General features: G+C 73.9%; 21 protein-coding genes and 1 pseudogene. 12 read left to right on the forward strand and 10 right to left on the reverse strand.

The window, feature by feature from the left end; all coding sequences use genetic code 11:
* Positions 1–19: 19 nt before the first annotated feature.
* Positions 20–2431 (forward strand): right-handed parallel beta-helix repeat-containing protein, encoded by a 2412-nt coding sequence (locus tag ACH4MY_RS18245; RefSeq protein WP_398004149.1) that lies wholly within the window; start codon positions 20–22, stop codon positions 2429–2431.
* Here ACH4MY_RS18245 and ACH4MY_RS18250 read toward each other — a convergent pair.
* Complete coding sequence (locus ACH4MY_RS18250) at positions 2401–4797, reverse strand: hypothetical protein (protein WP_398004151.1); 2397 nt, start codon at positions 4795–4797, stop codon at positions 2401–2403. The two genes, ACH4MY_RS18245 and ACH4MY_RS18250, sit on opposite strands and share 31 nt — an antisense overlap.
* Positions 4798–4931: 134 nt before the next feature.
* On the opposite strand from ACH4MY_RS18250, the gene ACH4MY_RS18255 reads away from it, so the two are divergent.
* From ACH4MY_RS18255 to ACH4MY_RS18265, 3 genes are all read left to right on the forward strand, one after another.
* Positions 4932–5759, forward strand: a complete 828-nt coding sequence (locus ACH4MY_RS18255) for a DeoR/GlpR family DNA-binding transcription regulator (protein WP_398004153.1) — start codon at positions 4932–4934, stop codon at positions 5757–5759.
* Positions 5756–6196: an SRPBCC family protein gene (locus ACH4MY_RS18260; RefSeq protein ID WP_398004155.1), complete on the forward strand. Its 441-nt coding sequence runs from the start codon at positions 5756–5758 to the stop codon at positions 6194–6196. Before ACH4MY_RS18255 ends, ACH4MY_RS18260 begins: the two co-directional genes overlap by 4 nt.
* 135 nt (positions 6197–6331) lie before the next feature.
* On the forward strand, positions 6332–6832 hold the full coding sequence (locus ACH4MY_RS18265; RefSeq protein WP_398004157.1) for an SRPBCC family protein: 501 nt from the start codon (positions 6332–6334) through the stop codon (positions 6830–6832).
* On the opposite strand, the gene ACH4MY_RS18270 is transcribed toward ACH4MY_RS18265, so the two are convergent.
* Entirely contained in the window at positions 6792–7970 is a 1179-nt protein-coding gene (locus ACH4MY_RS18270) for a PLP-dependent cysteine synthase family protein (RefSeq protein ID WP_398004159.1), read from the reverse strand. The two genes, ACH4MY_RS18265 and ACH4MY_RS18270, sit on opposite strands and share 41 nt — an antisense overlap.
* A gap of 175 nt (positions 7971–8145) precedes the next feature.
* On the opposite strand from ACH4MY_RS18270, the gene ACH4MY_RS18275 reads away from it, so the two are divergent.
* Both ACH4MY_RS18275 and ACH4MY_RS18280 read left to right on the forward strand, forming a co-directional pair.
* Positions 8146–8472 (forward strand): hypothetical protein, encoded by a 327-nt coding sequence (locus tag ACH4MY_RS18275; RefSeq protein ID WP_398004161.1) that lies wholly within the window; start codon positions 8146–8148, stop codon positions 8470–8472.
* A gap of 202 nt (positions 8473–8674) precedes the next feature.
* Positions 8675–9205, forward strand: a pseudogene (locus ACH4MY_RS18280) (ATP-binding protein); the annotation flags it as partial.
* A 178-nt stretch (positions 9206–9383) separates the two neighbouring features.
* Here the strand turns inward: ACH4MY_RS18280 and ACH4MY_RS18285 are convergent.
* The 3 genes from ACH4MY_RS18285 to ACH4MY_RS18295 are packed head-to-tail and all read right to left on the reverse strand — an operon-like array spanning position 9384 to position 13056.
* Complete coding sequence (locus tag ACH4MY_RS18285; protein WP_398004163.1) at positions 9384–11966, reverse strand: FtsX-like permease family protein; 2583 nt, start codon at positions 11964–11966, stop codon at positions 9384–9386.
* A complete protein-coding gene (locus tag ACH4MY_RS18290; RefSeq protein WP_398004165.1) occupies positions 11963–12754 on the reverse strand; it encodes an ABC transporter ATP-binding protein in 792 nt (263 codons plus the stop codon). Before ACH4MY_RS18290 ends, ACH4MY_RS18285 begins: the two co-directional genes overlap by 4 nt.
* The gene (locus ACH4MY_RS18295; protein ID WP_398004167.1) at positions 12751–13056 is read right to left on the reverse strand and encodes an SHOCT domain-containing protein; all 306 of its coding nucleotides are present in this window, start codon (positions 13054–13056) and stop codon (positions 12751–12753) included. The genes ACH4MY_RS18290 and ACH4MY_RS18295 overlap by 4 nt, the downstream gene beginning before the upstream one ends.
* 157 nt (positions 13057–13213) lie before the next feature.
* Here ACH4MY_RS18295 and ACH4MY_RS18300 point away from each other — a divergent pair, with 157 nt between their 5' ends.
* Together ACH4MY_RS18300 and ACH4MY_RS18305 are read left to right on the forward strand one after the other, a co-directional pair.
* Positions 13214–13798: a TetR/AcrR family transcriptional regulator gene (locus ACH4MY_RS18300; RefSeq protein WP_398004169.1), complete on the forward strand. Its 585-nt coding sequence runs from the start codon at positions 13214–13216 to the stop codon at positions 13796–13798.
* Positions 13799–13831: 33 nt separating this feature from the next.
* Entirely contained in the window at positions 13832–14416 is a 585-nt protein-coding gene (locus tag ACH4MY_RS18305; protein WP_398004171.1) for a DUF4865 family protein, read from the forward strand.
* A 146-nt stretch (positions 14417–14562) separates the two neighbouring features.
* On the opposite strand, the gene ACH4MY_RS18310 is transcribed toward ACH4MY_RS18305, so the two are convergent.
* Positions 14563–15333 (reverse strand): SAM-dependent methyltransferase, encoded by a 771-nt coding sequence (locus ACH4MY_RS18310; RefSeq protein ID WP_398004173.1) that lies wholly within the window; start codon positions 15331–15333, stop codon positions 14563–14565.
* A 121-nt stretch (positions 15334–15454) separates the two neighbouring features.
* On the opposite strand from ACH4MY_RS18310, the gene ACH4MY_RS18315 reads away from it, so the two are divergent.
* Complete coding sequence (locus ACH4MY_RS18315) at positions 15455–15922, forward strand: SRPBCC family protein (RefSeq protein WP_398004175.1); 468 nt, start codon at positions 15455–15457, stop codon at positions 15920–15922.
* Between the two features lie 30 nt (positions 15923–15952).
* On the opposite strand, the gene ACH4MY_RS18320 is transcribed toward ACH4MY_RS18315, so the two are convergent.
* A complete protein-coding gene (locus ACH4MY_RS18320) occupies positions 15953–17179 on the reverse strand; it encodes an ROK family protein (protein ID WP_398004177.1) in 1227 nt (408 codons plus the stop codon).
* 187 nt (positions 17180–17366) lie between these two features.
* Here ACH4MY_RS18320 and ACH4MY_RS18325 point away from each other — a divergent pair, with 187 nt between their 5' ends.
* The gene (locus ACH4MY_RS18325; protein ID WP_398004179.1) at positions 17367–18593 is read left to right on the forward strand and encodes an MFS transporter; all 1227 of its coding nucleotides are present in this window, start codon (positions 17367–17369) and stop codon (positions 18591–18593) included.
* A 58-nt stretch (positions 18594–18651) separates the two neighbouring features.
* A complete protein-coding gene (locus tag ACH4MY_RS18330) occupies positions 18652–19398 on the forward strand; it encodes a maleylpyruvate isomerase family mycothiol-dependent enzyme (protein ID WP_398004181.1) in 747 nt (248 codons plus the stop codon).
* Between the two features lie 75 nt (positions 19399–19473).
* On the opposite strand, the gene ACH4MY_RS18335 is transcribed toward ACH4MY_RS18330, so the two are convergent.
* Positions 19474–19872, reverse strand: a complete 399-nt coding sequence (locus tag ACH4MY_RS18335; RefSeq protein WP_398004183.1) for a MarR family winged helix-turn-helix transcriptional regulator — start codon at positions 19870–19872, stop codon at positions 19474–19476.
* A gap of 87 nt (positions 19873–19959) precedes the next feature.
* Here ACH4MY_RS18335 and ACH4MY_RS18340 point away from each other — a divergent pair, with 87 nt between their 5' ends.
* Complete coding sequence (locus ACH4MY_RS18340; protein ID WP_398004185.1) at positions 19960–21459, forward strand: MFS transporter; 1500 nt, start codon at positions 19960–19962, stop codon at positions 21457–21459.
* Positions 21460–21540: 81 nt separating this feature from the next.
* Here the strand turns inward: ACH4MY_RS18340 and ACH4MY_RS18345 are convergent, their stop codons facing one another.
* On the reverse strand, positions 21541–22206 hold the full coding sequence (locus tag ACH4MY_RS18345; protein ID WP_398004187.1) for a response regulator: 666 nt from the start codon (positions 22204–22206) through the stop codon (positions 21541–21543).
* Positions 22203–23402 carry a sensor histidine kinase gene (locus tag ACH4MY_RS18350; RefSeq protein WP_398004189.1) on the reverse strand — a complete coding sequence of 400 codons (1200 nt, stop codon included), beginning with the start codon at positions 23400–23402 and terminating at the stop codon, positions 22203–22205. Before ACH4MY_RS18350 ends, ACH4MY_RS18345 begins: the two co-directional genes overlap by 4 nt.
* Positions 23403–23442: the final 40 nt, after the last annotated feature.

Raw genomic sequence — 23442 nt, forward strand, 5'->3', positions numbered from 1 at the left:
GCGGGGGCAGGACACACCCATGGCACAGGGCACGGTCCAGGTGACGCACACCGGCACATCGCGGTGGCGGCGCCGCACGGGTGAGTACCCCTCGCTTGCCGCCGCCCTCGAGGCCGCCGGGGACGGGGACGTACTCACCGTCGCCCCCGGCACCTACCGGGAGAACCTCGTGGTGCGGCGGGCGATCACCCTGCGGGGCCCCGAGGGCGCGATCGGCTCGGTGCGGATCGCCCCGCCGGACGGGGTGCCGCTGACCCTGCGCGCCTCCGTCACCGTGCAGGACCTCCACATCGAGGGGCAGGACGTCGCCGCACCGGCGCTGCTCATCGAGGACTGCACCCCCGAGCTGCTCGACCTGCGGATCATGACCCGCTCCGCCGCCGGGATAGAGGTGCGGGGCGCGGCCCGGCCGACGGTCCGCCGCTGCACCGTCGACAATCCCGCCGGAGTCGGCATCGCCGTCCTCGACGGCGCGGGCGGGGTGTTCGAGGAGTGCGAGGTGGTCTCCGCCGGGCAGGCGGGCGTCTCCGTGCGCGGCGGGGCCCATCCCCGTCTGGAGCGCTGCCGGGTGCACCACGCCTCCGGCGCCGGGATCGCCGTGACCGGCGAGGGCAGCGGACTCGAGGGCGTCGGCTGCGAGGTGTACGAGATCAAGGGCGCCGGCCTCCAGATCGCGGCCCGGGCCACCGCCCACCTCTCGGACTCCTCCGTGCACCGCACGTCGGGGGACGGCATCACGCTCGACACCGACGCGGTGCTCACGCTCTCGGACTGCGACATCCACGACGTCCCGGAGAACGCCGTCGACCTGCGCTCGCGCTCGGTCCTGACACTGACCCGGTCGACCGTCCGCCGCTTCGGCCGCAACGGTCTGTCGGTGTGGGACCCGGGGACCCGGGTGGACGCCAACCAGTGCGAGATCCACGACAGTACGGGCGACTACCCGGCGGTGTGGGTGAGCGACGGGGCGACGGCCGTCCTCGACGCCTGCCGGGTGCACGACGTGCCGGACGCGCTGTTCGTCCTCGACCGAGGGTCGCGGGTGGACGTCGTCGACAGCGATCTGTCGCAGGTGCGGAACACGGCGGTGTCGGTCAGCGACGGGGCGACGGCCCAGCTCGACGACTGCCGGATCCGTGAGGCCTCCACGGGCGCCTGGTTCCGGGACCACGGCAGCGGCGGCACCCTCGGCGGCTGCACGTTCGACTCCGTGCAGACCGGGGTCATCGTCACCAAGGGCGCCGACCCCACGATCGACCGGTGCACGGTCACCTCGCCCGCCGAGGCCGGTTTCTACGTGTCGGCGGAGGGCCGCGGTTCCTTCACCGGCTGCCGGGTCACGGGCAGCGGCGGATACGGCTTCCATGTCACGGACGGCTGCCGGACCACGCTGCGCAAGTGCCGTACGGAGCGGTGCGCGCGTGGCGGTTACGAGTTCCCCGAGGAGGGCGCGAGCGCGGAGGACTGCACCAGCGACGAGAGCGCGGTCCGTTCCTCCGTACCCGACGGCGGGACGGTCCTGACGGCCACCCAGTCGGGCGGGCTGCTCGGGAACGTGCCCGCGCCGCGAGTCCCGGCTCCGGCTCCGGTACCGGCCCCGGACGTTCCGGCGGTCGACGCCCGCTCCTCGCAGGACGTGCTCGGGGAGCTGGACGCCCTGGTCGGCCTGGAGAGCGTCAAGCTGGAGGTACGGACCCTCACCAACATGATCGAGGTGGGTCGCAGACGCCAGGAGGCCGGGCTCAAGGCCGCATCGGTCCGGCGTCATCTGGTCTTCACCGGCAACCCGGGGACGGGAAAGACGACGGTCGCCCGGCTCTACGGCGAGATCCTGGCCTCGCTCGGAGTCCTCGAGCGCGGGCATCTGGTGGAGGTCTCGCGGGTGGACCTGGTCGGCGAGCACATCGGCTCGACGGCCATCCGGACCCAGGAGGCCTTCGACCGGGCGCGCGGCGGGGTGCTGTTCGTCGACGAGGCGTACGCGCTCTCGCCGGAGGACTCGGGCCGGGACTTCGGCCGTGAGGCGATCGACACGCTGGTGAAGCTGATGGAGGACCACCGGGACGCGGTGGTGGTGATCGTCGCGGGCTACACGGCGGAGATGGAGCGGTTCCTCACGGTCAACCCCGGTGTGGCGTCCCGTTTCTCACGGACCATCACCTTCGGCGACTACGACCCGGACGAGCTGCTCCGGATCGTGGGGCAGCAGGCGGACGAGCACGAGTACCGGCTCGCCGCGGGCACCGACGAGGCACTGCTCAGGTACTTCGTGAGGCTGCCCAAGGGCCCGGCCTTCGGCAACGGGCGTACGGCGCGGCAGACCTTCGAGTCGATGGTCGAGCGGCACGCGGGCCGGGTCGCCGCGCTCACCGAGATGAGCACGGACGACCTGACGCTGCTCTATCCGGACGATCTCCCCGAACTCCCCTGATCCGTGAGGTTGTTCGGCTCGCGCTGATGGGGCAGGGCGGGCGGCAGCCGGTCCAGGAGGGCGCCGCGGCGACGGGCGAACGCCGGGTCGGCCTGGTAGTCGGAGTGCCCGAGGATCGGTTCGGGCAGCGGGTGCGCCCGGGTGCGGCCGTAGGCGACCGGGTCGAGCAGGACCGCTCCGTCGACGGCCGGCCGGCCGTCCTCGGCGGGGACCCTGACGGGCCCGCCGATGGGGTCGGTGGCGCGGTACAGATTGCTCCAGCAGTGGACCGTGCGGTTCAGGCCGCGGAGCGCCTCGGGGCCGAAGTAGGCGGGGAACCAGCGCCCGTAGAGCCGCTCCAGGGGTGAGCCGTAGGTGAGGAGCGCGACCCGGCCGCGGGTGGTGGGCGGCAGCTGCCAGACGGCGGCCGCGGCGAGGACACTGCCCTGGGAGTGACCGGAGATGACGAGCCGGCCGCCGGTGCTCCGGGTCCAGGAGCTCATCCGCCAGGTCAGGTCGGGTACCGCCCGTTCGGCGTAGCAGGGCGGGGCGAACGGGTGGGCGGCGCGGGGCCAGAAGGTGCCGACGTCCCAGAGGATGCCGATGGTGCGGCGCGCGGAGGCGTCGCGGTAGGCGCGCCGGCCCCAGGTGACGAAGAGCAGGAAGCCGAAGCCGATCATCCAGGAGCCGATGGCCTGGGTGGCCGAGGCCAGGGAGGCGATCGCCGGGTGGGCGCCGTCGAAGGCCCGCCCCGGGACGTTCCCGCTGGCCCACGCGCCGACGACGGAGCCTGCCCCGAGGAGCAGGGTCGCTCCGGAGATCACACCGACGAGGACGGGCGCCGAATCGGTGAGCGACGCCCGCGCCCGGCCGGCGGCGATCTGTCCGGTGCGGACGGGGTCGCGTTCCCCGGCGGCGTCGTAGTCGTCCTCGACCGTGGCGCGCAGCCGTCGGCCGGTGAGGACGGTCCGTACGGCGAGGAGGGCGGCGGGCGCGAGCAGCAGGAGGAGCAGGACGGGGATGACGGAGGCCTGCCAGCTGAGCAGCACGGGCGGGCCGATCCGGGGGCCCGCGTCTCCCATGCCGGGGGTGGCGGGCCCGTCGAGCCAGTCGGCGACGCGCTGCGCGACTCCGCCGGACATGACCCCGGCGAGCGCGCAGGCGAGCATCGCGACGGCGGGGCCGCCGAGTCCGCGCAGCGCGGTGCGCGGGTCCCGGTGGGGCCGCTGGAGGAGCAGGGCGACGGCACCGAGGGCGACGACGAGGCCGCCCTGGACGAGGGTGAGGGCTCCGAAGGCGACATCGCCGGGGAGGGAACCGCCCGACTTCCAGCCGGGTCGGGACCAGCCGGTGTGCACGGCGGTGAGGAGGAGCAGGGCGAGGGAGACGCGGGGCAGCCAGGAGACGAGGGCCCGTTCGACGCGCAGGTCGAGTCGGCGTTCGCTGCGGCCCCGGCGGCAGACGACCGAGACGACGAGCACGGCGAGGACGGCGACGGCGGCCTGGAGGACCGAGCCCAGGACGGCACGGATCCCCGGGGTGGCGGCGTCGTGGCGCCCGGCGGCGGTGGCGAGGACGGCGGCGACGGTGAGGAAACCGGCGGAGGTGTGGGCGGCCCTGAGGCGGGCGACGAGCCGGCGCCCGTACCAGAAGCCGGGGCGGCCGAGGGCGGGTCGCGGCTCGGCGGGCACGGGGGTGGCCTCCCCCGCGTCGGCCTGCGCGGTGGCGGGCGGCTGCGCCACGGGGTCGTCGTAGCCGGTGGGCGGGCGCTGGGCCTCGTACGCGCTCCAGGTGCGGTTCGACAGGTACCAGAGCAGGCCGACGAGGAGGGCCGGCACCAGGGACGCGAGGGCGAGCCGGCGGCCGGGCACGGACCACCAGCCGCCGCGCCCCTCGGCCAGGAAGCCGAGCCAGGAGTACGTGTCGGCGCAGGCGGCGCTCGCGGCGCACTGCCAGGCCGTCAGGTCGAGCGCGACCTCGCAGGCGGCGGCGGTGAGGAGCACGGTGAGGGTGAGGGCGACGAGCCGGACGAGGACCCCGTAGAGCCGGACGAGCCCGGGACGGCCCTGGGCGGGCGGGCGCATCCAGTGCGCCAGATTGGCGACCATGAAGGGCAGGAGCAGCAGCCAGAGGGCGCGGGCGCCGTCGCCCGAGGTGAGGTTGGACCAGACGTACGCCTCCGGGACCGGGCGGGCGGCGTACCGCTCGGGGTGGTCCTCGGCGTCGAGGTCCTCGGCGCGCCGGTGCATGGCGGCGGTGCGGTCGCCGGTGATCCGTACGGTCCTGGGGTCGTCGAGCATGTCCTGGGGGGTGGCTCCGCCGACTCCGTGGACGAGGAGTTCGAGCGCCGCGCCCCCGCTCTCCGGGGCGGGTGTGGCAGGGGACACTGAGGGGACTTCCTCTCAGGGTGGGAAGATGCGACGTCGGCACCAGGATCGCGGACGGTCGTACGCCAGCGCACCGTTCCTCACCGAATCCGACACCCATCCCCTTGACTCCTGCGGAAGGACCGGCCCCGGCGGTGACTGACAACCAGAACCTCCTCGCGGAGCAGCGGCGTGCTTTGATCCTCGACGAGGTACGGCGACGCGGCGGTGTACGGGTCAACGAGCTGACCCGGCGCCTCAGTGTCTCGGACATGACGATCCGTCGCGACCTGGACGCGCTGGCCCGGCAGGGCATGCTGGCGAAGGTGCACGGCGGGGCCGTTCCGGTGGTCGAGGCGAGTACCCACGAGCCGGGCTTCGCGGCCAAGTCGGTGCTCGAACCGAGCGCCAAGGACGAGATCGCCCGAGCGGCGGCGGCCCTGGTCGCGCCGGGCAGCGCGATCGCCCTGTCCGGCGGGACGACGACGTACGCCCTGGCACGGCACCTGCTCGACGTACCCGACCTGACGGTGGTGACCAACTCGGTCCGGGTCGCGGACGTCTTCCACGAGGCCCAACTGGCGGGCAGTGGGAACGAGTCGCGGCGCGGGGCGGCCACGGTCGTCCTGACGGGCGGGATGCGCACGCCGTCCGACGCCCTGGTGGGTCCGGTGGCCGACCGGGCGGTCCGCTCGCTCCACTTCGACCTGCTGTTCCTCGGGGTGCACGGCATCTCCGTGGAGGCGGGGCTCTCCACGCCGAACCTGGCGGAGGCGGAGACGAACGGATGCCTGATGCGGTCCGCGCGCCGGGTCGTGGTGGTCGCCGACCACACCAAGTGGGGCACGGTGGGCCTCAGTTCCTTCGCCGGCCTCGACGAGGTCGACACCTGGGTGACGGACCGCGGCCTGCCCGAGAGCGTCCGGGCCGAGGTCATGGAGCACCTGCCGGGGGTCGTGGTGGCGGGCGAGGAGCAGGCATGACCCTCTTCCGGGTCGAGCGGACGGTGCCGTCGGCACCGGAGGAGGTGTGGCGGCGGCTCACGGACTGGCCGGCGCACGGCCGCCAGGTGCCGCTGACCCGGACGAGGGTGCTGACCCCGGGACCGAACCGGGCCGGGACCCGGTTCACGGCCCGTACCGGCGTCGGCCGGCTGTCCTTCGACGATCCGATGGAGGTCGTGCGCTGGGAACCCCCGGCGGCGGACCGCCCGGGGACGTGCCGACTGGAGAAGTCCGGCCGGGTCGTGCGGGGGTGGGCGCTCGTCGAGGTGACGGGGCTGCCCGGGGGCGGCAGCCGGGTGGTGTGGACGGAGGAGCTGTCCGTACGAGGGGTGCCGAAGGGCTTCGACTCGCTGCTCCGGCGGGCGGGGCGGTTCCTGTTCGGGCGGGCCGTGGACGGGCTGCTGCGGGCGGGGTGATCCACTACTGCCGCACGCGGCGTGAGCCGTGCTGCCTCCGGAGGAGTGAGCGGGGCCACCGCCCCCTCCCCCTGTGCTGTTGACATCTCGTCAGCTACGGTGCTCTTTCGCGTCCGTCCTGGGGAGGTTCGGTCCATGTCACGCCGACTGAGGCCGGTGGAGCTCGACTTCACCGCATCCGCGCCCGTCCGTCTCGTCTTCACCGCCACGCTCGCCGCCCCGCCCTCGGCCGTCTACCGGTCTCTGGCCGTGGAGGTGGGGAGCCTGCCCGCCTGGTTCACCCCGGTCACCTCCGCCGTCCCGTCGGGCGACGGCGCGGGCCGGACCGTCCGGCTGCGGGGCGGGATAGCCTTCGAGGAGACCATCCTCGCCTCCGAGCCCGACGTCCGGTACGCCTACCGGGTCGACTCGACGAACGCCCCCGGCATCACGGCGCTCGCCGAGGAGTGGGCCCTCTCCCCCACCGGGAAGGGCACCCGGCTGCGGTGGACGATGGCCGCCGACGGCCCGGCCCCGCTGCGGCTCGGTCTGCGCCTCGCGGGGCCGGGCGTGGGGCTCTCCTTCAGGGACGCGGCGCGCCGACTGGACCGGAGACTCACTCCGGCCAGGCGCCCGTCGCCAGGAAGCGTTCGATGACGGCGCTGTACGGGGCGATGTCGAGGCCCTGGGCGGCCAGCCAGTCGTCGGAGTAGTACTTGTCGAGGTACCGCTCGCCCGGGTCGCACATCAGGGTGACGACACTGCCGGTCCGCTCGTGGGCGACCATCTCGGCGATGATCTTGAAGGCGCTCCACAGGCCGGTGCCGGTCGAGCCGCCCGCCTTGCGGCCGATCGCGGTCTCCAGGGCCCGGACGGCGGCGACGCTCGCCGCGTCGGGCACCTTCATCATGCGGTCGACGGCCCCGGGGACGAAGCTGGGCTCCATCCGGGGGCGTCCGATGCCCTCGATCCGCGAGCCGCAGTCCGCGGTGGCGTCCGGGTCGTGGTGCGTCCAGCCCTCGAAGAAGCAGGAGTTCTCGGGGTCGGCGACACAGATACGGGTGTCGTGCTGCATGTAGTGGACGTAGCGGGCGATGGTCGCCGAGGTGCCGCCGGTGCCCGCGGTGGCCACGATCCAGGCGGGCTCCGGATAGCGCTCCAACTTCAGCTGCTGGTACATCGATTCGGCGATGTTGTTGTTGCCGCGCCAGTCCGTGGCCCGCTCCGCGTAGGTGAACTGGTCCATGTAGTGACCGCCGGTGCGCTCGGCGAGCGCCGCGGCCTCCTCGTACATCGTGCGCGAGTCGTCGACGAAGTGGCACCGCCCGCCGTGGAACTCGATCAGCCGGCACTTCTCGGGGCTGGTCGTGCGGGGCATCACGGAGATGAAGGGCACGCCGATGAGCTTCGCGAAGTACGCCTCGGAGACGGCGGTCGAGCCGCTGGAGGCCTCGATGACGGGCGCTCCCGGCCGCACCCAGCCGTTGCAGAGGCCGTAGAGGAACAGGGAGCGGGCCAGGCGGTGCTTGAGGCTGCCGGTGGGGTGGGTGGACTCGTCCTTGAGGTAGAGGTCGATGCCCCACTTCTCGGGGAGCGGGAAGCGCAGCAGATGCGTGTCGGCCGAGCGGTTGGCGTCGGCCTGGACCTTGCGCACGGCCTCCTTGAGCCAGGACCGGTAGGCGGGATCGCTGCGGTCGATGTCGACGGTCACCGCCGCGGTGGCCGCGCCGCTCACGGCGCCGCTCTCCGCGCCGCCCACCCCACCGCTCACCGCACTGTTCTCCGTGGTGCTCATCCGCGCTTCTCCTCGGTCGCTTCCATGGGGTGCCCCGCCGCCGACAATACCCCTCCCACCTGGGCAAACGTTTCCTTTGACTGTCCATAGGGATGACTTGCGGAAGGGCCACTGGTGCGGACCGCGACGGCCCGGCACACTGGGAACGACAACCGGGTGAAAGGGGCGGATCGGTATGTCGGAACCCGAGTTCAGCGCCAGGGGTGTGCGGATCGCCCGCTGGCCGCGGTCACTGACACGCGCCGGCGAGGTGCGGATCGAGGACGGGCGGCTCGCCCTTCTCACGAGTTACGGCAGCGAGATCGACAGCGCGCCCGTGACGGCGGTCCGGGCGGGGCGGCCGTGGTTCGCGAAGCCCGACGAGGCGGTGGCGACCGTCAACGGCACCCGTTACCGGCTGACGCTCCACAAGGACGGCGACGCCGGGGGTGAGGGCCGCGGCGCGGCGGAGCAGTCGGGGCGGTTCCTCGCGGCGCTCAAGCGGGCGGCGGGACGGCGCTGAAGCCGTCGCCGGGGGCTGCCGAAGTCGTCGAGGGGGCTCGCGGTTCGCCGTGAGTTGCGGGACGGTCACCACTGGTTCACGCTGGAAGCACCTCACCGAGGGTTTACCGGTGGTGACACTGAGCTCAGTCCACCACCCCGCTGTACCGCATGAGAGATCCGAATCTTCGTCTTCTTCCGGACTACTTCGGGGAGTCGCAGCCGTGATCAGCGAGCCGAGCAGATATTACGCGGTGGAGCTTCAAGCTCTGCCGTCGCGGATCGGACAGGTCCGCAGGATTGTCTCCGCGCATCTTCGCCATTGGCATCTCGATCCTCTGATCGACCATGCCGTGCTCGGTGTCACCGAGCTTCTGACGAACGTCCACCGGCACGCGCAGCCGGACAAGCGGTGCACCGTGGAGATCGAGCTGCTGCTCGACCGCCTCACGGTCTCCGTCCGGGACCACGACCCCCGCATACCGAAGGCCGGCTGTCCGGACCCGCTCGACGCTTTCGACGAGCTGGCCACATCGGGCCGGGGCCTCGCCATCGTCGGCGCGGTCAGCGAGAGTTGGGGCGTCCGTCCCTGTGGGGCCGACGGGAAGGTGGTGTGGTTCACGCTCTCGGCACCCTCGTCGCCCGCGCCGGTCGCGACCCGTTCCCACGCCGTGTACGGCTCCGCGACCGAGGGCCCCTTCCTGGGGTACACGCCGTTCCCCGGCGTTCCGCTCAGCGCCCCGGCCGCGCCGGCCCCGGCCCCCGAGCCCGTCCTCGTGCCGGTCCCCGAGCCCGTCCTCACCCCGGTTCCCGAGCCCGTCCTCGCGCCGAGCCCCGCGCCGGCCCTCGCGCCGAGCACCGCCGTGGCCACGGCCCGCCGGTTGCCGGCGGGCCGCGCGGGCTGACCGCCGCCCGTGGCCACGGACCCGCCCCTCACTCCGTGGCGATCGCCCGGAGGATCTCCAGGCGGGCCGCCCGGCGCGCCGGGCGCCAGGACGCCACGGCGCCCGCGACGAGACCGACCAGGGCCACGGTCACCAGCTGCACGCCCGGTACGGCGAAGGCGAACGCGCTGTCGCCCGAACCCTCCGAGGCCCGGACCAGCACCCAGCCGAGGAATCCGCCGAGGAGCAGTCCGCCGACCGTGCCGAACGCGGCCACCAGGACCGACTCCCAGCGGACCATGGCCTTCAGCTGGGCCCGGGTCTGCCCGACGGCCCGCAACAGGCCCAGTTCGCGGGTCCGTTCGTGGACGGACAGGGTCAGGGTGTTCGCGATGCCGAGCAGCGCGATCAGGACGGCGAGCGCGAGGAGCGCGTACACGAGGGTGAGCATCATGTCGATGCCGGCCGCCGAGGACTCCGCGTACTCCTCCCGGGTCTGCACCTCCGGTTGGCCGTAGCGGTCCGCGACCTCGGTCACGGCCGCCCTGCCCCGGTCGGTGGTGACCCCGTCCACGAAGGAGACGGCGACGAGAGTGTCGGCGTCCTGGGTGCGGTGCGGGGCCCAGGCCTCCCGGGTGACGAGGTATTCGCCCGCGAGGTCGGCGCGCTCGTAGACCGCGCGGACGGTGAAGGTCCGCCGGCTTCCGTCCGTGAACGTCAGCTCGGCCGTCCTGCCGGGAGCGAGACCCGAGGACGCCGCCTCGTCTGCGGCGACGGCGAGACCGTCCGCACCGAGTCCGGTGAGCGAGCCCCGTACCTCCCCCAGGTCGAGGGTGCGGGCGAGGGCGGCCGGGTCGGTGACCGTCAGGGCGCGGCCCCGGCCGTCCACCTCCGCCACCCCGCGTCCCAGGCCCACGGCGGTGTCGACCTCGGGCAGCGCGGCCACGGCGGGGGCCAGTCGGGGGCTGAGGCCCGCGCCGCCCGCGCCAAACGAGGCGCCGCTGATGGCCACGTCGCCCGCGAAGGAGCGGTCGACCGTGCGGTCCATGGTCGCCTTGAGGGAGGCGCCGAAGACCGTGAAGAGGGTGACCACGGCGACGCCGATCATCAGGGCGGTGGCAGTGGCCGCCGTACGCCCCGGGCTGCGCAGGGCGTTGCGGCGGGCGAGCCCCCGGTTGGCACCGCGCAGCGGGCGGGCCAGCACCCGTACGGCGACGGAGGCGGCGACCGGTCCGAGGACCACGAAGGCGGCGACGGCGAGGGCGGCGCCGGTGGCGGCGAGCCACAGGGAGGGTGTGCCGAGCACCCCGGCGAGCACCGCGCCGACCGCGACGGCGAGCAGGGATCCGCCGGTCAGCGCCCGTGTGCGGGAGGTTCCCGAGGCGTCCACCCGCGTCTCGCGGAGTGCGGCGAGCGGGGCGGTGCGCCCGGCTCGTACGGCGGGCAGGAGCGCCGAACCGGCGCAGACCGCGAGCCCGACGCCGAGCGGCAGCGCCAGGGAGGTACCGGACACCACCAGGTCGCCCTCGGGGAAGGGGAAGCCGACGGCCGGGAACAGTGCCTGGAGTCCGGCCGCCACGCCGATGCCGGCGAGCAGTCCGCCGAGGGAGGCGAGCAGACCCACGGTCAGCGCCTCGGCCAGGGTGCCGGTGACGACCTGGCGCCGGGCGGCGCCGATCGCGCGCAGCAGGGCGTTCTCGCGGGTCCGCTGGCCGACGAGCACGGCGAAGGTGTTGTGGATGGTGAAGACGGAGACGAGCACCGCGACCCCGCTGAACACCAGCAGGAAGGTGGTGAAGAGGCTGAGGAAGCGGCCGGAGACCATCTCGGTGTTCTCCTCGGCGGCGCGCTGCCCGGTGATCGCCTCGACCCCTTCGGGGAGGGCGGGGGCGAGCGCGGTGACCAGCTCCTCCTGGGAGACACCGGGACCGGCGCGTACGGCGATGCTCGTCGCCTCGCCGGGGCTCGCCGTCAGATACCGCTCGGCGTCGGAGCGGGTGAGGCCGGCCCAGGTGACCTGGCCCATGCCGTCCGCGCCGCCGAAGGTGGCCAGACCGACGACGGTGACGCGCACCGGGTCGGGGGTGCGCAGCACGGTCGTGTCGCCGAGGGCGAGACCGGCGGTCTTCGCGGCCCCCCGGTTGACGACGACCTCCCCGGAGGCGTTCGGGGCGCGGCCTTCCGCGAGCCGGTACGGGTTGAGGGCCGGGTCCTCGATCCAGTTCCCGGCGAGGGTGGGCGGCCCCTTGCCGCCGACGGGGGTGCCGTCGGCGGCGAGGAGCTGGCCGGCGCCCTCGATGCGGGGCGCGGCTGCGGCGACCCCGGGCACACGCGCGAGGCGCTCGGCGAGGGCCGCGTCGACGGGACCGCGGGTGCCCTGGGCCTCGCCCGAGGCGGTCACCGTGACGGCGCTGCGGACCACGGCGTCCGTGCCCCGGGTGGCGCCGGTGAACATCGAGTCGAAGCTCGCGCGCAGGGTGTCGCCCATGACGAGGGTGCCGGTGAGGAAGGCGACCCCGAGGAGGACGGCGGCGAAGGTGCCGAGGAAACGGCGCCGGTGCGCGCGGAGGGAGGAACGGGCGAGGCGGAGGGAGGCCGGGGTACTCGTGGTTCCGGTTCCGGTGTTCGTCATGGCGTCGCTCCCCCGGTGGTGACGGGCGCCTGGCTGTCGAAGGCCTTCATCCGGTCGAGTACGCGGTCGGCCGTCGGTGACGTCATCCGGTCGACGAGCCTGCCGTCCGCGAGGAAGATCACCTCGTCGGCGTGGGCGGCGGCGACCGGGTCGTGGGTGACCATGACGACCGTGCGGCCGGTCTCGCGCACCGTCCGGCCGAGCAGCCGCAGGACCTCCTCGCCGGAGCGCGAGTCGAGGTTGCCGGTGGGCTCGTCGGCGAAGACGACGTCGGGGTCCCCGGCGAAGGCACGGGCGACGGCCACGCGCTGCTGCTGCCCGCCGGAGAGCTCGCTCGGCCGGTGGTGGAGGCGGTCGCGGAGCCCGACGGTGTCGACGAGCCGGTCGAACCGCTCCCGGTCGACGGTGTGTCCCGCGAGGTCGAGCGGAAGGGTGATGTTCTCGGCGACGGTGAGGGTCGGCAACAGGTTGAAGGCCTGGAAGACGAAGCCGATCCGGTCGCGGCGCAGCAGCGTCAGACGGCGGTCGTCGAGGGTGGACAGGTCGGTGTCGCCGAGGAGGGCTGCGCCGGAGGTGAGGGTGTCGAGCCCGGCGGCACAGTGCATCAGGGTGGACTTGCCGGAGCCCGAGGGGCCCATGACGGCGGTGAAGCGGCCGACCGGGAAGTCGACGCTCACCGCGTCCAGGGCCCGGACCTCGGTGTCGCCGCGCCCGTAGACCTTGACGGCGTCGACGACGCGGACGGCGGCGGGCAGGGTGGCCCGGGGGCGTGTTCCGGTGGTGGTCATGCCCGGCGCCCCTTGGTGTCGGTGCGTCGGCCGAACTGCTCTTCGAGCACGGTCAGCCGGCGCCAGTACTCGTCCTCGTCGATCTCTCCGGCGGCGAACCGGTGGCCGAGCAGGGCGATGGGCGAGGTGTCGTCGGGCCCGCGGTCGCGCTCCGGGCCGGCGAAGCGGCCGAAGCCGCCGAAAGGTCCGCGGCGCAGGCCGACGCGACGGGCGACGGTGACGAGCCCGAGGATCACGGCCGCCCAGACGAGGGGGAAGAGAAGGATCCACGGGCCGGGGCCCGCGTGGGCGAGTGTGTTCATGAGGGTTCAGCTCCTCGGTCGCTGTGACGGTCGTTGTCCTTGGTTCGAGGCTCCCTCCGGAGGGGGGTCGGGCGCGTCGTACGGGCAGCGGCATCGCGCGTACGACGGGGGGAGTACGTGGCGGCTCCGGGGCTCCTTCCGTTCTGTACCTACTGGTATGTACAGTGCGTGCGTGAGCACCTCCGAGCGACTGATCGAGGCGACCCGCGAGCTGCTGTGGGAGCGCGGATACGTGGGGACCAGCCCCAAGGCCGTCCAGCAGGCGGCGGGAGCGGGCCAGGGCAGCATGTACCACCACTTCGCGGGCAAGCCCGATCTCGCGCTCGCGGCGATCCGGCGCACGGCCGAGGAGACGGTGGCGACCGCCGAGGCCGTCCTCGGCGGCGAGGGCACGGCGTACGCCCGGATCGAGGCCTATCTGCTGCGCGAGCGGGACGTCCTGCGGGGCTGCCCGGTGGGGCGGCTGACGATGGACCCCGAGGTGATCGCCGATCCCGCGCTGCGCGCACCGGTCGACGAGGCGCTCGGCCGACTCCGTACCCGCCTCGCCGAGGTCGTCCAGGAGGGCCTGGACAGCGGCGGGCTGAGCCCCTCCCTCGACGCGGACGAGATCGCGGCGACGATCGTGTCGACCGTGCAGGGCGGCTACGTACTGGCCCGCGCGACGGGCTCACGAGCGCCCTTCGACAGCGCGGTCCGCGGCCTGCTGAGCCTCTTGTCCCCTCGTACCGCCGCCGGCTGAACAAACCTTCCGGCCGGCCGATTGGAGCCTTCCGTGCACGCGATGCAGTACGAGATCACCCTGCCCGCCGACTACGACATGGGGATCGTCCGCGAGCGGGTGGCGACGAAGGGCCCTCTCCTCGACGCCTTCCCCGGACTCGGTCTGAAGGCGTATCTGATCCGGGAGCGGGAGGCCGGATCACCGGTCAACCAGTACGCGCCGTTCTACCTCTGGACCACCCCCGAGGGCATGAACTCCTTCCTCTGGGGCCCGGGATTCCAGGGCATCGTGAACGACTTCGGCCGGCCCGTGGTGCGGCACTGGACGGGCCTGTCGTACGAGGAGGGCCGCGCGTCCGGTGCCGTACCGGGCGCGGCGACGCGCCGCGGGATCCCGCTCGGAGAGACGGTCCCGCCGGGTGAGGCCGTGACGGACGCGGTGGACCGGCACGCGCGCGAGGCGCGGCGGGACGGGGTGGTGGCCTCCGCCCTGGCGGTGGATCCGCACCACTGGGAACTGCTCGCCTTCACCCTGTGGGCCGGCGCGGAAGCGCCCGCCGACGAGGGCGAGCGCTTCCGGGTCCTGCATCTGTCCACGCCGGAGCGGGGGCGACTGGGCACCGGGCGGCAGTGGTGAGCCGGGGCCCGGGACGCGCTCGACCCGGGTCCGTCGACCCGGGAGTCGCTCGCGCCTGAGATCCGTGGGCCCCGGACGCGCTTGACCCGGGCCCGTCGTCCGGGGAGTCGCTCGGCCCGGGGCCCGTGGGGCCCGGACGTCGTGGATCAGGCCACGGCGACGAGCGTCAGATAGGTGATGCCGAGAACGCGACGGTAGCCGTTCACCCACGTCGAGCGCTGGCGGTCGACGCGCTCCCGGGTCTCGGCGGCGAGCGGGTGGTCGGGGTGGGCGGCGAGCCAGACCTCGGTGTCGTACCGGTAGCCCGACTCGAACTCCTCCCACTCCTCCCCGCTCGCCGTCTCGATCCGCGCGGGCCGGAAGCCCGCCTCGATCGCGAGGTCGACGAGGGCGCCGAGGGACAGGTGGTCGTCGGCGGTCGCGCCGGGCCACATCCGGGCCAGCTCCTGCTCCGTGGGGGTGCGCTCCCAGAAGCCCTCCCCGAGCACCACGTGGCCCCCGGGCCGGACGAGCCGGCGGAGCTCACGCAGGACGGCGGCCGGGTCGTACGGCTGCTCGGGGTCGCAGAGGGCCTGGCTCGATCCGAGACAGAGGATCGCGTCGACGGGCCCCCGGTCGGTGCCGAGCGCGGACTCCTCGACGAACTCGACGCGGTCGGCGAGGCCGCGGGACTCGGCGAGGGCCCGGCCGCGGGCCAGGTCCTCGGCGTTGATGTCGATCCCGGCGCCCTTGGCCGCCGGGGCGGCGTCCAGGACACGCAGCAGCAACTCGCCCCAGCCGCAGCCGATGTCGAGCACATCGGCCGGCTCGATGGCGGCGAGCCGCTCGACCATGCCGGTGGCGCGGGCCTCGGAGAGCGGGCCGTGGAAGGTGAGGCTGCCGAGGCGCGGAGGAAGATCGGATTCGGAAGTGATCATGAGGGGGAACGGTACGTGGTTCGACCGCCCTCGACCAGGAGTTTTCGCCGGCGAGGGGGAATGCGGGCGGCTCGCGCGACCGAGAAGGCGACGCGGCCGGACACCGCCTAGCCTGGGAGGGGTGTACACCACGCGCGTATCCCGTCATGTCGACGCCCCGCCCTCGGCCGTCTACCGGGCGCTTCTCGACCCGGAGGCCGTCGCGCGCTGGCGGGTTCCGTACGGAATGAGCTGCGAGGTCCACGAGTTCGACGCGCGCGAAGGGGGCACCTTCCGGATCTCCCTCACCTACGAGACGGCCGACGGCGCCGGCAAGTCGGGGGCGCGCACGGACACGTACCGCGGGCGCTTCGTGGAGCTGCTGCCCGACGAACGCGTCGTCGAGATCTCCGAGTTCGAGACACCGGACCCCCTGCTGCGGGGTCCGATGACGCTCACGACCACGCTGATCGCGCTGGAGGGCGGGACGGAAGTGGTCCTCGTCCATGAGGGGGTGCCGGACGCCGTACCCGCCGCCGACAACGAGGCGGGCACGCGAACGGCTCTGGACCGGCTCGCCGCGCTGGTCGAGGCGCGACCGGAGCCGTAATCCCCGCCCGTGGCCGAGCGGTCTCCAGGATCAGACCCGTTCGCGGCTCAGGGCCGCCAGCGGGTCGTCGAGGACCGGCTGCCACGCCAGCTCGGCGGCACCGACGAGACTGTTGTGGTCCAGGGTGCAGGGGAGGATCGGCACTCCGCCGCTGCGGCCCCAGAGGCTGCGGTCGGCGACGACCGCGCGGAGCCGCTCGGGGTCCGCGTCGAGGAGCTCGCGGTGGAGGCCGCCGAGGATGATCCGGTCCGGGTTGAGAATGTTCACGAGCCCGGCCAGGCCCAGCCCCAGACGGTCGATCAGCTCCCCCACGGCGACCCGGACACCGGGATCGTCGGGGCTGGTGCGCAGCAGGTCGCGGGATTGCTGGAGCAGGGAGACCTCGGGGCCGGGAGCGCGGCCCGCGACGGTCAGGAAGGCGAGCGGGTCGGTCTCGACGTCCAGGCAGCCCCGGCTGCCGCAGTGACAGGGGCGGCCCTCGGGGTTCACCGTGAGGTGGCCGACCTCCAGGGCGAGGCCCGCGCTGCCGGTGTGCAGGCGCCCGTCGAGGACGAGCGCGCCGCCGACGCCCCGGTGGCCGGTGGCCACGCAGAGCAGGTCCCGGGCGCCGCGCCCCGCGCCGTGGCGGTGCTCGGCGAGGGCGGCGAGGTTCACGTCGTTGCCGGTGAAGGCGGGGCCCTCGATGCCGGCGGCGCGTACGCGCTCGGCGAAGATCTCCCGGACCTGCGCCCCGGCGGGCCAGGCGAGGTGCAGCGGGTTGAGCGCGGTGCCCTCCGGCTCGGCCACGGCGGAGGGGGCGGCGAGCCCCGCGCCCACGCAGCGGCGGCCGCTCTCCCGGAGGAGTGCCGCTCCGGCGTCGACGACCTCGCCGAGGACCTGGGCGGGGTCCGCGGAGACGGTGACGCAGCCGGGGGCGGTGGCGACGATGGTGCCGCCGAGGCCGACGAGGGCGGCGCGGAAGCCGTCGGCGTGGACCTGGGCGGCGAGGGCGACGGGGCCCTTCTCGTCGACGGCGAGGCGGTGCGAGGGGCGCCCCTGGGAGCCGGCGGCGGCGCCGGGGTTGGAGTCGACGCGGATGAGGCCGAGGGCCTCCAGCTCGGCGGCGACCGCACCGGCGGTGGCCCGGGTGACGCCGAGTTCGGCGGTGAGGACGGCTCGGGTCGGCGCCCTGCCCGTGTGCACCAGTTCCAGTGCGGGGCCGAGCGCGTTGCGCCCCCTGTCCAGCCGTGTCCGGGTCGTCGTCGCCTTGCCGTTCATGGGGTGGAGTCTCCCATGATCGGGGGGTGGGGTGATGCCCGGGCAGCGGGGGGCGGGAGGCGGGGGTGGCGGCCGGAGGTTCTCGGGCGGTGGTCCGCCGCGCGGGACGCTCCGGGGCCGCGTTCGGAACCGCCCGACGACGACCGTCGGCTTGATTGCATCCGCCGGTGCCCCCTATCCTGAGTTTGTGCCGCTACTAAACAAAGTACGGACGGCCGTATCGGGGGGCTCCGGCGGAGACACCGCCACCCACTCCCTGTCCCGCCTCCGCCTCGCCCTGACCCTCTTCTTCGCCCTCGACGGCTTCCTGTTCGCCGGCTGGGTCGTCCGGATCCCCGCCGTCAAGCAGCAGACCGGCGCCTCGGCCGGCGACCTCGGCCTCGCGCTTCTCGGGGTGTCCGCCGGCGCCGTCATCACCATGACGCTGACCGGCCGGCTCTGCCGCCGCTACGGCTCCCACGCCGTCACCGTGGCCACCGCCGTACTGCTGTCCCTGTCGGTCGCCCTGCCGGCGCTCACCCGGTCCCCGCTCGCCCTCGGCCTCGTCCTGCTCGTCTTCGGCGCCGCGTACGGCGGGATCAACGTCGCCATGAACAGCGCCGCCGTCGATCTCGTGACCGCGCTCCGGCGCCCGGTGATGCCGAGCTTCCACGCCGCGTTCAGCCTCGGCGGCATGATCGGCGCGGGCCTCGGCGGACTGCTCGCCGGAGGACTGTCCCCGACCGCGCACCTGCTGGGGCTGACCGTCGTCGGCCTGGCCCTGACGGCCGTCGCCGGACCCGTACTCCTGCGCCACCCCTCCCCCGCACCCCCCGAGTCCCTCGCGCCCGTACGGGACAGGGAGGGCGTCACACCGGCCGGGGCCCGCCGTACCGTGCTGGTCTTCGGGGTGATCGCGCTCTGCACGGCGTACGGCGAGGGGGCGCTCGCCGACTGGGGCGCCCTGCACCTGGAGCAGGACCTCGACGCGCACCCCGGCGTGGCCGCGGCCGGGTACTCCGTCTTCGCACTGACGATGACCGCCGGGCGCCTCTCCGGCACCGCCCTGCTCGAACGCCTCGGCCAGACCCGGACCCTGGTCCTGGGCGGCGCCACGGCCGCCGTCGGGATGCTGCTCGGCGCGCTCGCACCCAGCGTCTGGGCCACCCTGCTGGGCTTCGCGATCACCGGTCTGGGGCTCGCCAACATCTTCCCCGTCGCCGTGGCCCGCGCGGGCGCCGTCGCCGGCCCCGGCGGAGTGGCGACGGCCTCCACCCTCGGTTACGGAGGGATGCTGCTCGGCCCCCCGTCCATCGGGTTCCTCGCCGACTGGTTCTCCCTGCCGGTGGCACTCACGACGGTCGCGGTGCTCGCCGCCGGCGCCGCCGCGATGGGCTACTGGGCACGGAACGCCGGAGCACCCCGGGCCAATTGAGTGCCGGACCCGGTCGACGGCTGCGAGAATCCACGCCATGGAAGCGACCGGGGGAAACATGAAGATCGCAGAGCACATCGAAGCGGTGGAGACGGCCGGACACGCCCTCGCCGAGGCGGCGGCCGGGGCGGGCTCGGACGCGGAGGTGCCGGCCTGCCCGGGGTGGCGGGTCCGGGACCTCCTCCGGCACACCTCGGCGGTGCACCGCTGGGCCACGGACATCGTGACCCGGGCACACACCGCCTACCATCCGGTCGGCGACGAGACGGAACTCGACGGCGAAGAGCTGCTGACCTACTACCGCGAGGGGCACGCCGGTCTGGTCACCGCACTGCGCGCGGCGCCCGAGGACCTGCGGTGCTGGACCTTCCTCCCGGCGCCCTCGCCGCTCGCCTTCTGGGCGCGGCGGCAGGCGCACGAGACCACCGTCCACCGCGCCGACGCCGAGTCGGCGCTCCCGAACGGCCCCGGGCCGGTGGACCCGGAGCTCGCCGCCGACGGCATCGACGAGCTGCTGCGCCTGTTCCACGGCCGGAACACCAGCCGGGTACGTACGGCCGAGCCCCGGATCCTGCGAGTACGCGCGACGGACACCGGTGACGTCTGGACCGTGCGGCTCTCGGCGACGGAACCTCCCCGGGCGGAGCGGAGCGGCCGCCCGACCGCGGCGGCGGACACGGAACTGAGCGGGCCGGCCGACCTGATGTACCTGACCCTGTGGAACCGGCTGCCGCCCGGGTCCGTGACGCTCACCGGCGACGAGGCGGTCGCCCGGCTGTGGCACGAGACCTCGGGGATCATCTGATCCCCGAGTCCCGGAGCCGTATCACCCGATCCCGGGTCCGAGGCTCGTGTCGTCCGGTCCCGAATTCCGGGTCCGTCAGGCCGTTCCGTCCAGCATCCGGGTCAGTACGTCACGCTGGAGCGGCCGCACCTCGGCGTGGCGGGCGAGACCCTTCTCGGTCACCTTGACCTGGACACCGCGCCGGTCCTCGGGGCACATCCCCCGCAGGACCAGGCCGTCCTTCTCCAGGCGCGCGACGAGACGGGACAGGGCGCTCTGGCTGAGATGGACCCGCCCGGCCAGCTCCTGGACACGCCAGGAGGCCGGGCCGTCCGCCGCCGCGCCCTCGGCGAGGACGTCGAGCACCTCGAAGTCGCTGGCGCCGAGTCCGTACGGATGGAGCGCCCGGTCGAGCTCACAGGTCGTACGGGCGTGCAGGGCGAGGACGTCACGCCACTCGTCCACGAGCGCGCGTTCGGACTTGTTCGCTGCCATGGCCGCACGTTAGCAGAAACGACTCTTTTTGTTGCACAGGAATTAAATGCGCTTGCATTCAATGCATGCGCATGTACCGTGCTGCTCATGACCACTCCGCTCACCGACGCGCCCAACTCCGTCCAGGAACACTGGAGTCCGCGCCTCTGGGGCACCCTGCTCGTGCTCTGCGCCGCGATGTTCCTCGACGCCCTCGACGTCTCCATGGTCGGCGTCGCCCTGCCCTCCATCGCCACCGACCTCGACCTCTCCACCGCCACCCTCCAGTGGATCGTGAGCGGCTACATCCTCGGCTACGGCGGCCTGCTCCTCCTCGGCGGCCGCGCCGCCGACCTGCTCGGCCGACGTCGGGTCTTCCTCATCGCCCTCGCCGTCTTCGCGCTCGCCTCCCTGCTCGGCGGGCTCGTCGACTCCGGGCCGCTGCTGATCGCCAGCCGGTTCATCAAGGGCCTCAGCGCCGCCTTCACCGCCCCCGCCGGCCTGTCGATCATCACCACGACCTTCAAGGAGGGCCCACAGCGCAACCGGGCCCTGTCCATCTACACCACCTGCGCCGCCACCGGCTTCTCCATGGGCCTGGTCCTGTCCGGGCTCCTCACCGAGCTGAGCTGGCGCTGGACCATGCTGCTTCCCGCCCCGGTCGCCCTCGTCGCCCTCGTCTTCGCACTGCGCCTCATCCCGCACAGCGCCCGCGAGAACGCCTCCGGCGGCTACGACCTGCCGGGCGCCGTCACCGGCACGGCCGCGATGCTGCTGCTCGTCTTCACCGTCGTCCAGGCCCCGGAGGCGGGCTGGACCTCCGCCCGCACCCTGCTCTCCTTCCTGGTCGCCGCCGCCCTGCTCGTCTCCTTCGTCCTCATCGAACGACGGAGCACGAGCCCCCTCGTACGGCTCGGGGTGCTGCGCTCCGGCTCACAGGTGCGGGCCCAGCTCGGCGCGGCCGCGTTCTTCGGCTCGTACGTCGCCTTCCAGTTCATCGTGACCCAGTACATGCAGTCGCTCCTCCACTGGTCGGCGCTCCAGACCGCCCTCGCCTTCCTGCCCGCCGGCGTGCTCGTGGCGCTCTCCTCCACGAAGATCGGCGGGATCGTGGACCGCTTCGGCACGCCCCGGGTGATCGCCGCCGGCTTCACGCTGCTGGTCGTCGCGTACGCGCTCTTCCTGCGGATCTCCCTCACCCCCGAGTACGCCGCCGTCATCCTGCCGTCGATGCTGCTCCTCGGAGCGGCCTGCGCGCTGGTCTTCCCCTCCCTCAACATCCAGGCCACCAACGGGGTGGACGACCACGAGCAGGGCATGGTGTCGGGACTGCTCAACACCTCGATCCAGGTCGGCGGCGCCCTTTTCCTCGCCGTCGTCACCGCCGTGATCACGGCGGACGGCGGCGAGGGGACCTCCTCCCCACAGGCCGTCCTGGACCACTTCCGCCCGGGTCTCGCCGTGGTCACGGTCATCGCCCTGGCCGGACTGGTCATCACCCTGCCGGGCCTCCGGAAGGCGCGGCAGCGGGGTGACGAGCGGTCGGTCGTGGTGGCTCGCTCCACGGTCGCGGAGGGCGCGTCCGAGAAGGTCTCGGTCCGCGACTAGCGGGTGCCCGCGTCCTATTGATCAGGCCGGAGCGGGCCGAGCCGGGCCGGATCCGGCCGAGCCGGGCCGGATCGGGCCGGATCAGCCCAGCCAGCCCGGCCGGACCAGGCCCGACTCGTAGGCGAGGACGACGAGTTGGGCCCGGTCCCGGGCGCCGAGTTTCACCATGGCACGGCTGACATGGGTCTTGGCGGTGAGCGGGCTGACGACCAGCCTGCGGGCGATCTCGTCGTTCGACAGGCCGATCCCCACCAGGGCCATCACCTCCCGCTCCCGCTCGGTCAGGGCGCCGAGCGCGGCCGTGGCCCCCGGGGCCTTGGAGCGGGCCGCGAACTCCTCGATCAGCCGGCGCGTGACGCCCGGGGAGAGCAGCGCGTCCCCGTGGACGACGGCCCGCACGGCCCGGAGCAGCTCCTCCGGCTCGGTGTCCTTGACGAGAAAGCCGGAGGCTCCGGCGCGGATCGCCTCGAAGACGTACTCGTCGAGTTCGAAGGTGGTCAGCATGACGACCCGGACCTCCGCGAGGTCCGGGTCGTCCGTGATGCGCCGGGTCGCCTCCAGGCCGTCGAGCCGCGGCATCCGGATGTCCATGAGCACGACGTCGGGGCGCACGGCGCGCACCTGCTCCACGGCCTCGCCGCCGTCGGCGGCCTCCCCCGCCACCTCGATGTCCGGCTGGGCGTCGAGCAGTGCGCGGAAGCCTGCCCGGACCAGCGACTGGTCGTCGGCGAGCAGCACACGGATCACGGGGTCTCCTCCGGACGGAGCGGGAGTACGGCGTGGACGCGGAAGCCGCCGTCCGGCCGGGCGCCCGCATCGATGGTGCCGCCGAGGGCCGCGGCCCGCTCCCGCATGCCGGCGAGCCCGTTGCCGCTGCCGCCCGCCTCGGTGCCGGTGGCGGGGCCGTCGTCGTCGACCGTCAGCTCCAGCCGCCCGGAGACGTACCCGATCCGTACCCGAGCGGTACGGGAACCGGAGTGGCGCACCACGTTGGTGAGCGCCTCCTGCACGATCCGGAAGCCGGCCAGATCGGCGCCGGGCGGCAGATCGGAACGCGGGCCGGCCGTCGCGACGGTGACGGTGAGGCCGGCGGCGGCGGCCTGTTCGACGAGTTCGGGGAGCCGGCCGAGACCGGGAGCGGGGGCGCGGGGCGCGTCGCCGCGGGCACGAAGGGTGTCGAGGACCTGACGCACCTCGCCGAGCGCCTCCTTGCTGGCGCTCTTGATGGTGGTCAGTGCGGTGCGGGCCTGCTCGGGGTCGGAGTCCAGGAGGGCGAGGCCGACCCCTGCCTGCACATTGATCACGGAGATCGAGTGGGCGAGCACGTCGTGGAGTTCACGGGCGATACGCAGCCGCTCCTCGTCGGCCCGCCGCTGCTCGGCGGCAGCCCGGTCGGCGCGCAGCTGGGCCCGCTGCTCGCGCCGCACCCGGACCGTCTCGGAGGCGGCCAGTACGGCGACGGCGAAGGCGGCCGCCGGGAGTTCCTGACCCCAGGGGGCGGGGCCGTCACCCGCCGGGGGCAGCCAGCGGTAGAGCCAGTGGGAGAGCAGCAGATGGCCCGCCCACAGGAGGCCGAGCGCCCAGGCGGCCGCGGTGCGGTGACCGTGCACGACGGCCGCGAAACAGGCGACGGCGATCATGACGAAGACCGGGCCGTACGGGTAACCGGCCACCAGATAGCCGAGGGTGACGGCCGCGACGCCGAACACCACCGGCACCGGCCACCGGTGACGGAACAGCAACGGAGCCGCGGCGAGGAGCAGCAGGACGCGGCCGAGCGCGTCGAGCGCCTCCCGGTCGGGCTGGTTCCGGGCGGCGAAGCCGGTCCCCGCCATGACGACCACGGCGATGAGCAGGGTCGACCGCCAGGGCAGCCCCTGTCCGCCGTCTCCCCGCCGCCACCGGCCCCACCGGCCGGTCCCGGCCGTCCGCTCCTGTTCCATGCCCGCCACGCTAACCGCGTCCGGCCCGCGAAATCGTCAG

The organism is Streptomyces sp. NPDC017246 (assembly GCF_044331325.1).
In the GTDB taxonomy this organism is placed as follows: domain Bacteria; phylum Actinomycetota; class Actinomycetes; order Streptomycetales; family Streptomycetaceae; genus Streptomyces.

Coding starts and splice junctions, on each gene's coding strand:
- ACH4MY_RS18245 (WP_398004149.1), top strand. CDS start 20: ATGGCACAGGGCACGGTCCAGGTGACGCACACCGGCACATCGCGGTGG.
- ACH4MY_RS18335 (WP_398004183.1), bottom strand. CDS start 19,872: ATGGCAGCGAACAAGTCCGAACGCGCGCTCGTGGACGAGTGGCGTGAC.
- ACH4MY_RS18285 (WP_398004163.1), bottom strand. CDS start 11,966: ATGACGAACACCGGAACCGGAACCACGAGTACCCCGGCCTCCCTCCGC.
- ACH4MY_RS18330 (WP_398004181.1), top strand. CDS start 18,652: ATGAAGATCGCAGAGCACATCGAAGCGGTGGAGACGGCCGGACACGCC.
- ACH4MY_RS18270 (WP_398004159.1), bottom strand. CDS start 7,970: ATGAGCACCACGGAGAACAGTGCGGTGAGCGGTGGGGTGGGCGGCGCG.
- ACH4MY_RS18350 (WP_398004189.1), bottom strand. CDS start 23,402: ATGGAACAGGAGCGGACGGCCGGGACCGGCCGGTGGGGCCGGTGGCGG.
- ACH4MY_RS18290 (WP_398004165.1), bottom strand. CDS start 12,754: ATGACCACCACCGGAACACGCCCCCGGGCCACCCTGCCCGCCGCCGTC.
- ACH4MY_RS18295 (WP_398004167.1), bottom strand. CDS start 13,056: ATGAACACACTCGCCCACGCGGGCCCCGGCCCGTGGATCCTTCTCTTC.
- ACH4MY_RS18320 (WP_398004177.1), bottom strand. CDS start 17,179: ATGAACGGCAAGGCGACGACGACCCGGACACGGCTGGACAGGGGGCGC.
- ACH4MY_RS18265 (WP_398004157.1), top strand. CDS start 6,332: ATGTCACGCCGACTGAGGCCGGTGGAGCTCGACTTCACCGCATCCGCG.
- ACH4MY_RS18300 (WP_398004169.1), top strand. CDS start 13,214: ATGTACAGTGCGTGCGTGAGCACCTCCGAGCGACTGATCGAGGCGACC.
- ACH4MY_RS18260 (WP_398004155.1), top strand. CDS start 5,756: ATGACCCTCTTCCGGGTCGAGCGGACGGTGCCGTCGGCACCGGAGGAG.
- ACH4MY_RS18340 (WP_398004185.1), top strand. CDS start 19,960: ATGACCACTCCGCTCACCGACGCGCCCAACTCCGTCCAGGAACACTGG.
- ACH4MY_RS18310 (WP_398004173.1), bottom strand. CDS start 15,333: ATGATCACTTCCGAATCCGATCTTCCTCCGCGCCTCGGCAGCCTCACC.
- ACH4MY_RS18275 (WP_398004161.1), top strand. CDS start 8,146: ATGTCGGAACCCGAGTTCAGCGCCAGGGGTGTGCGGATCGCCCGCTGG.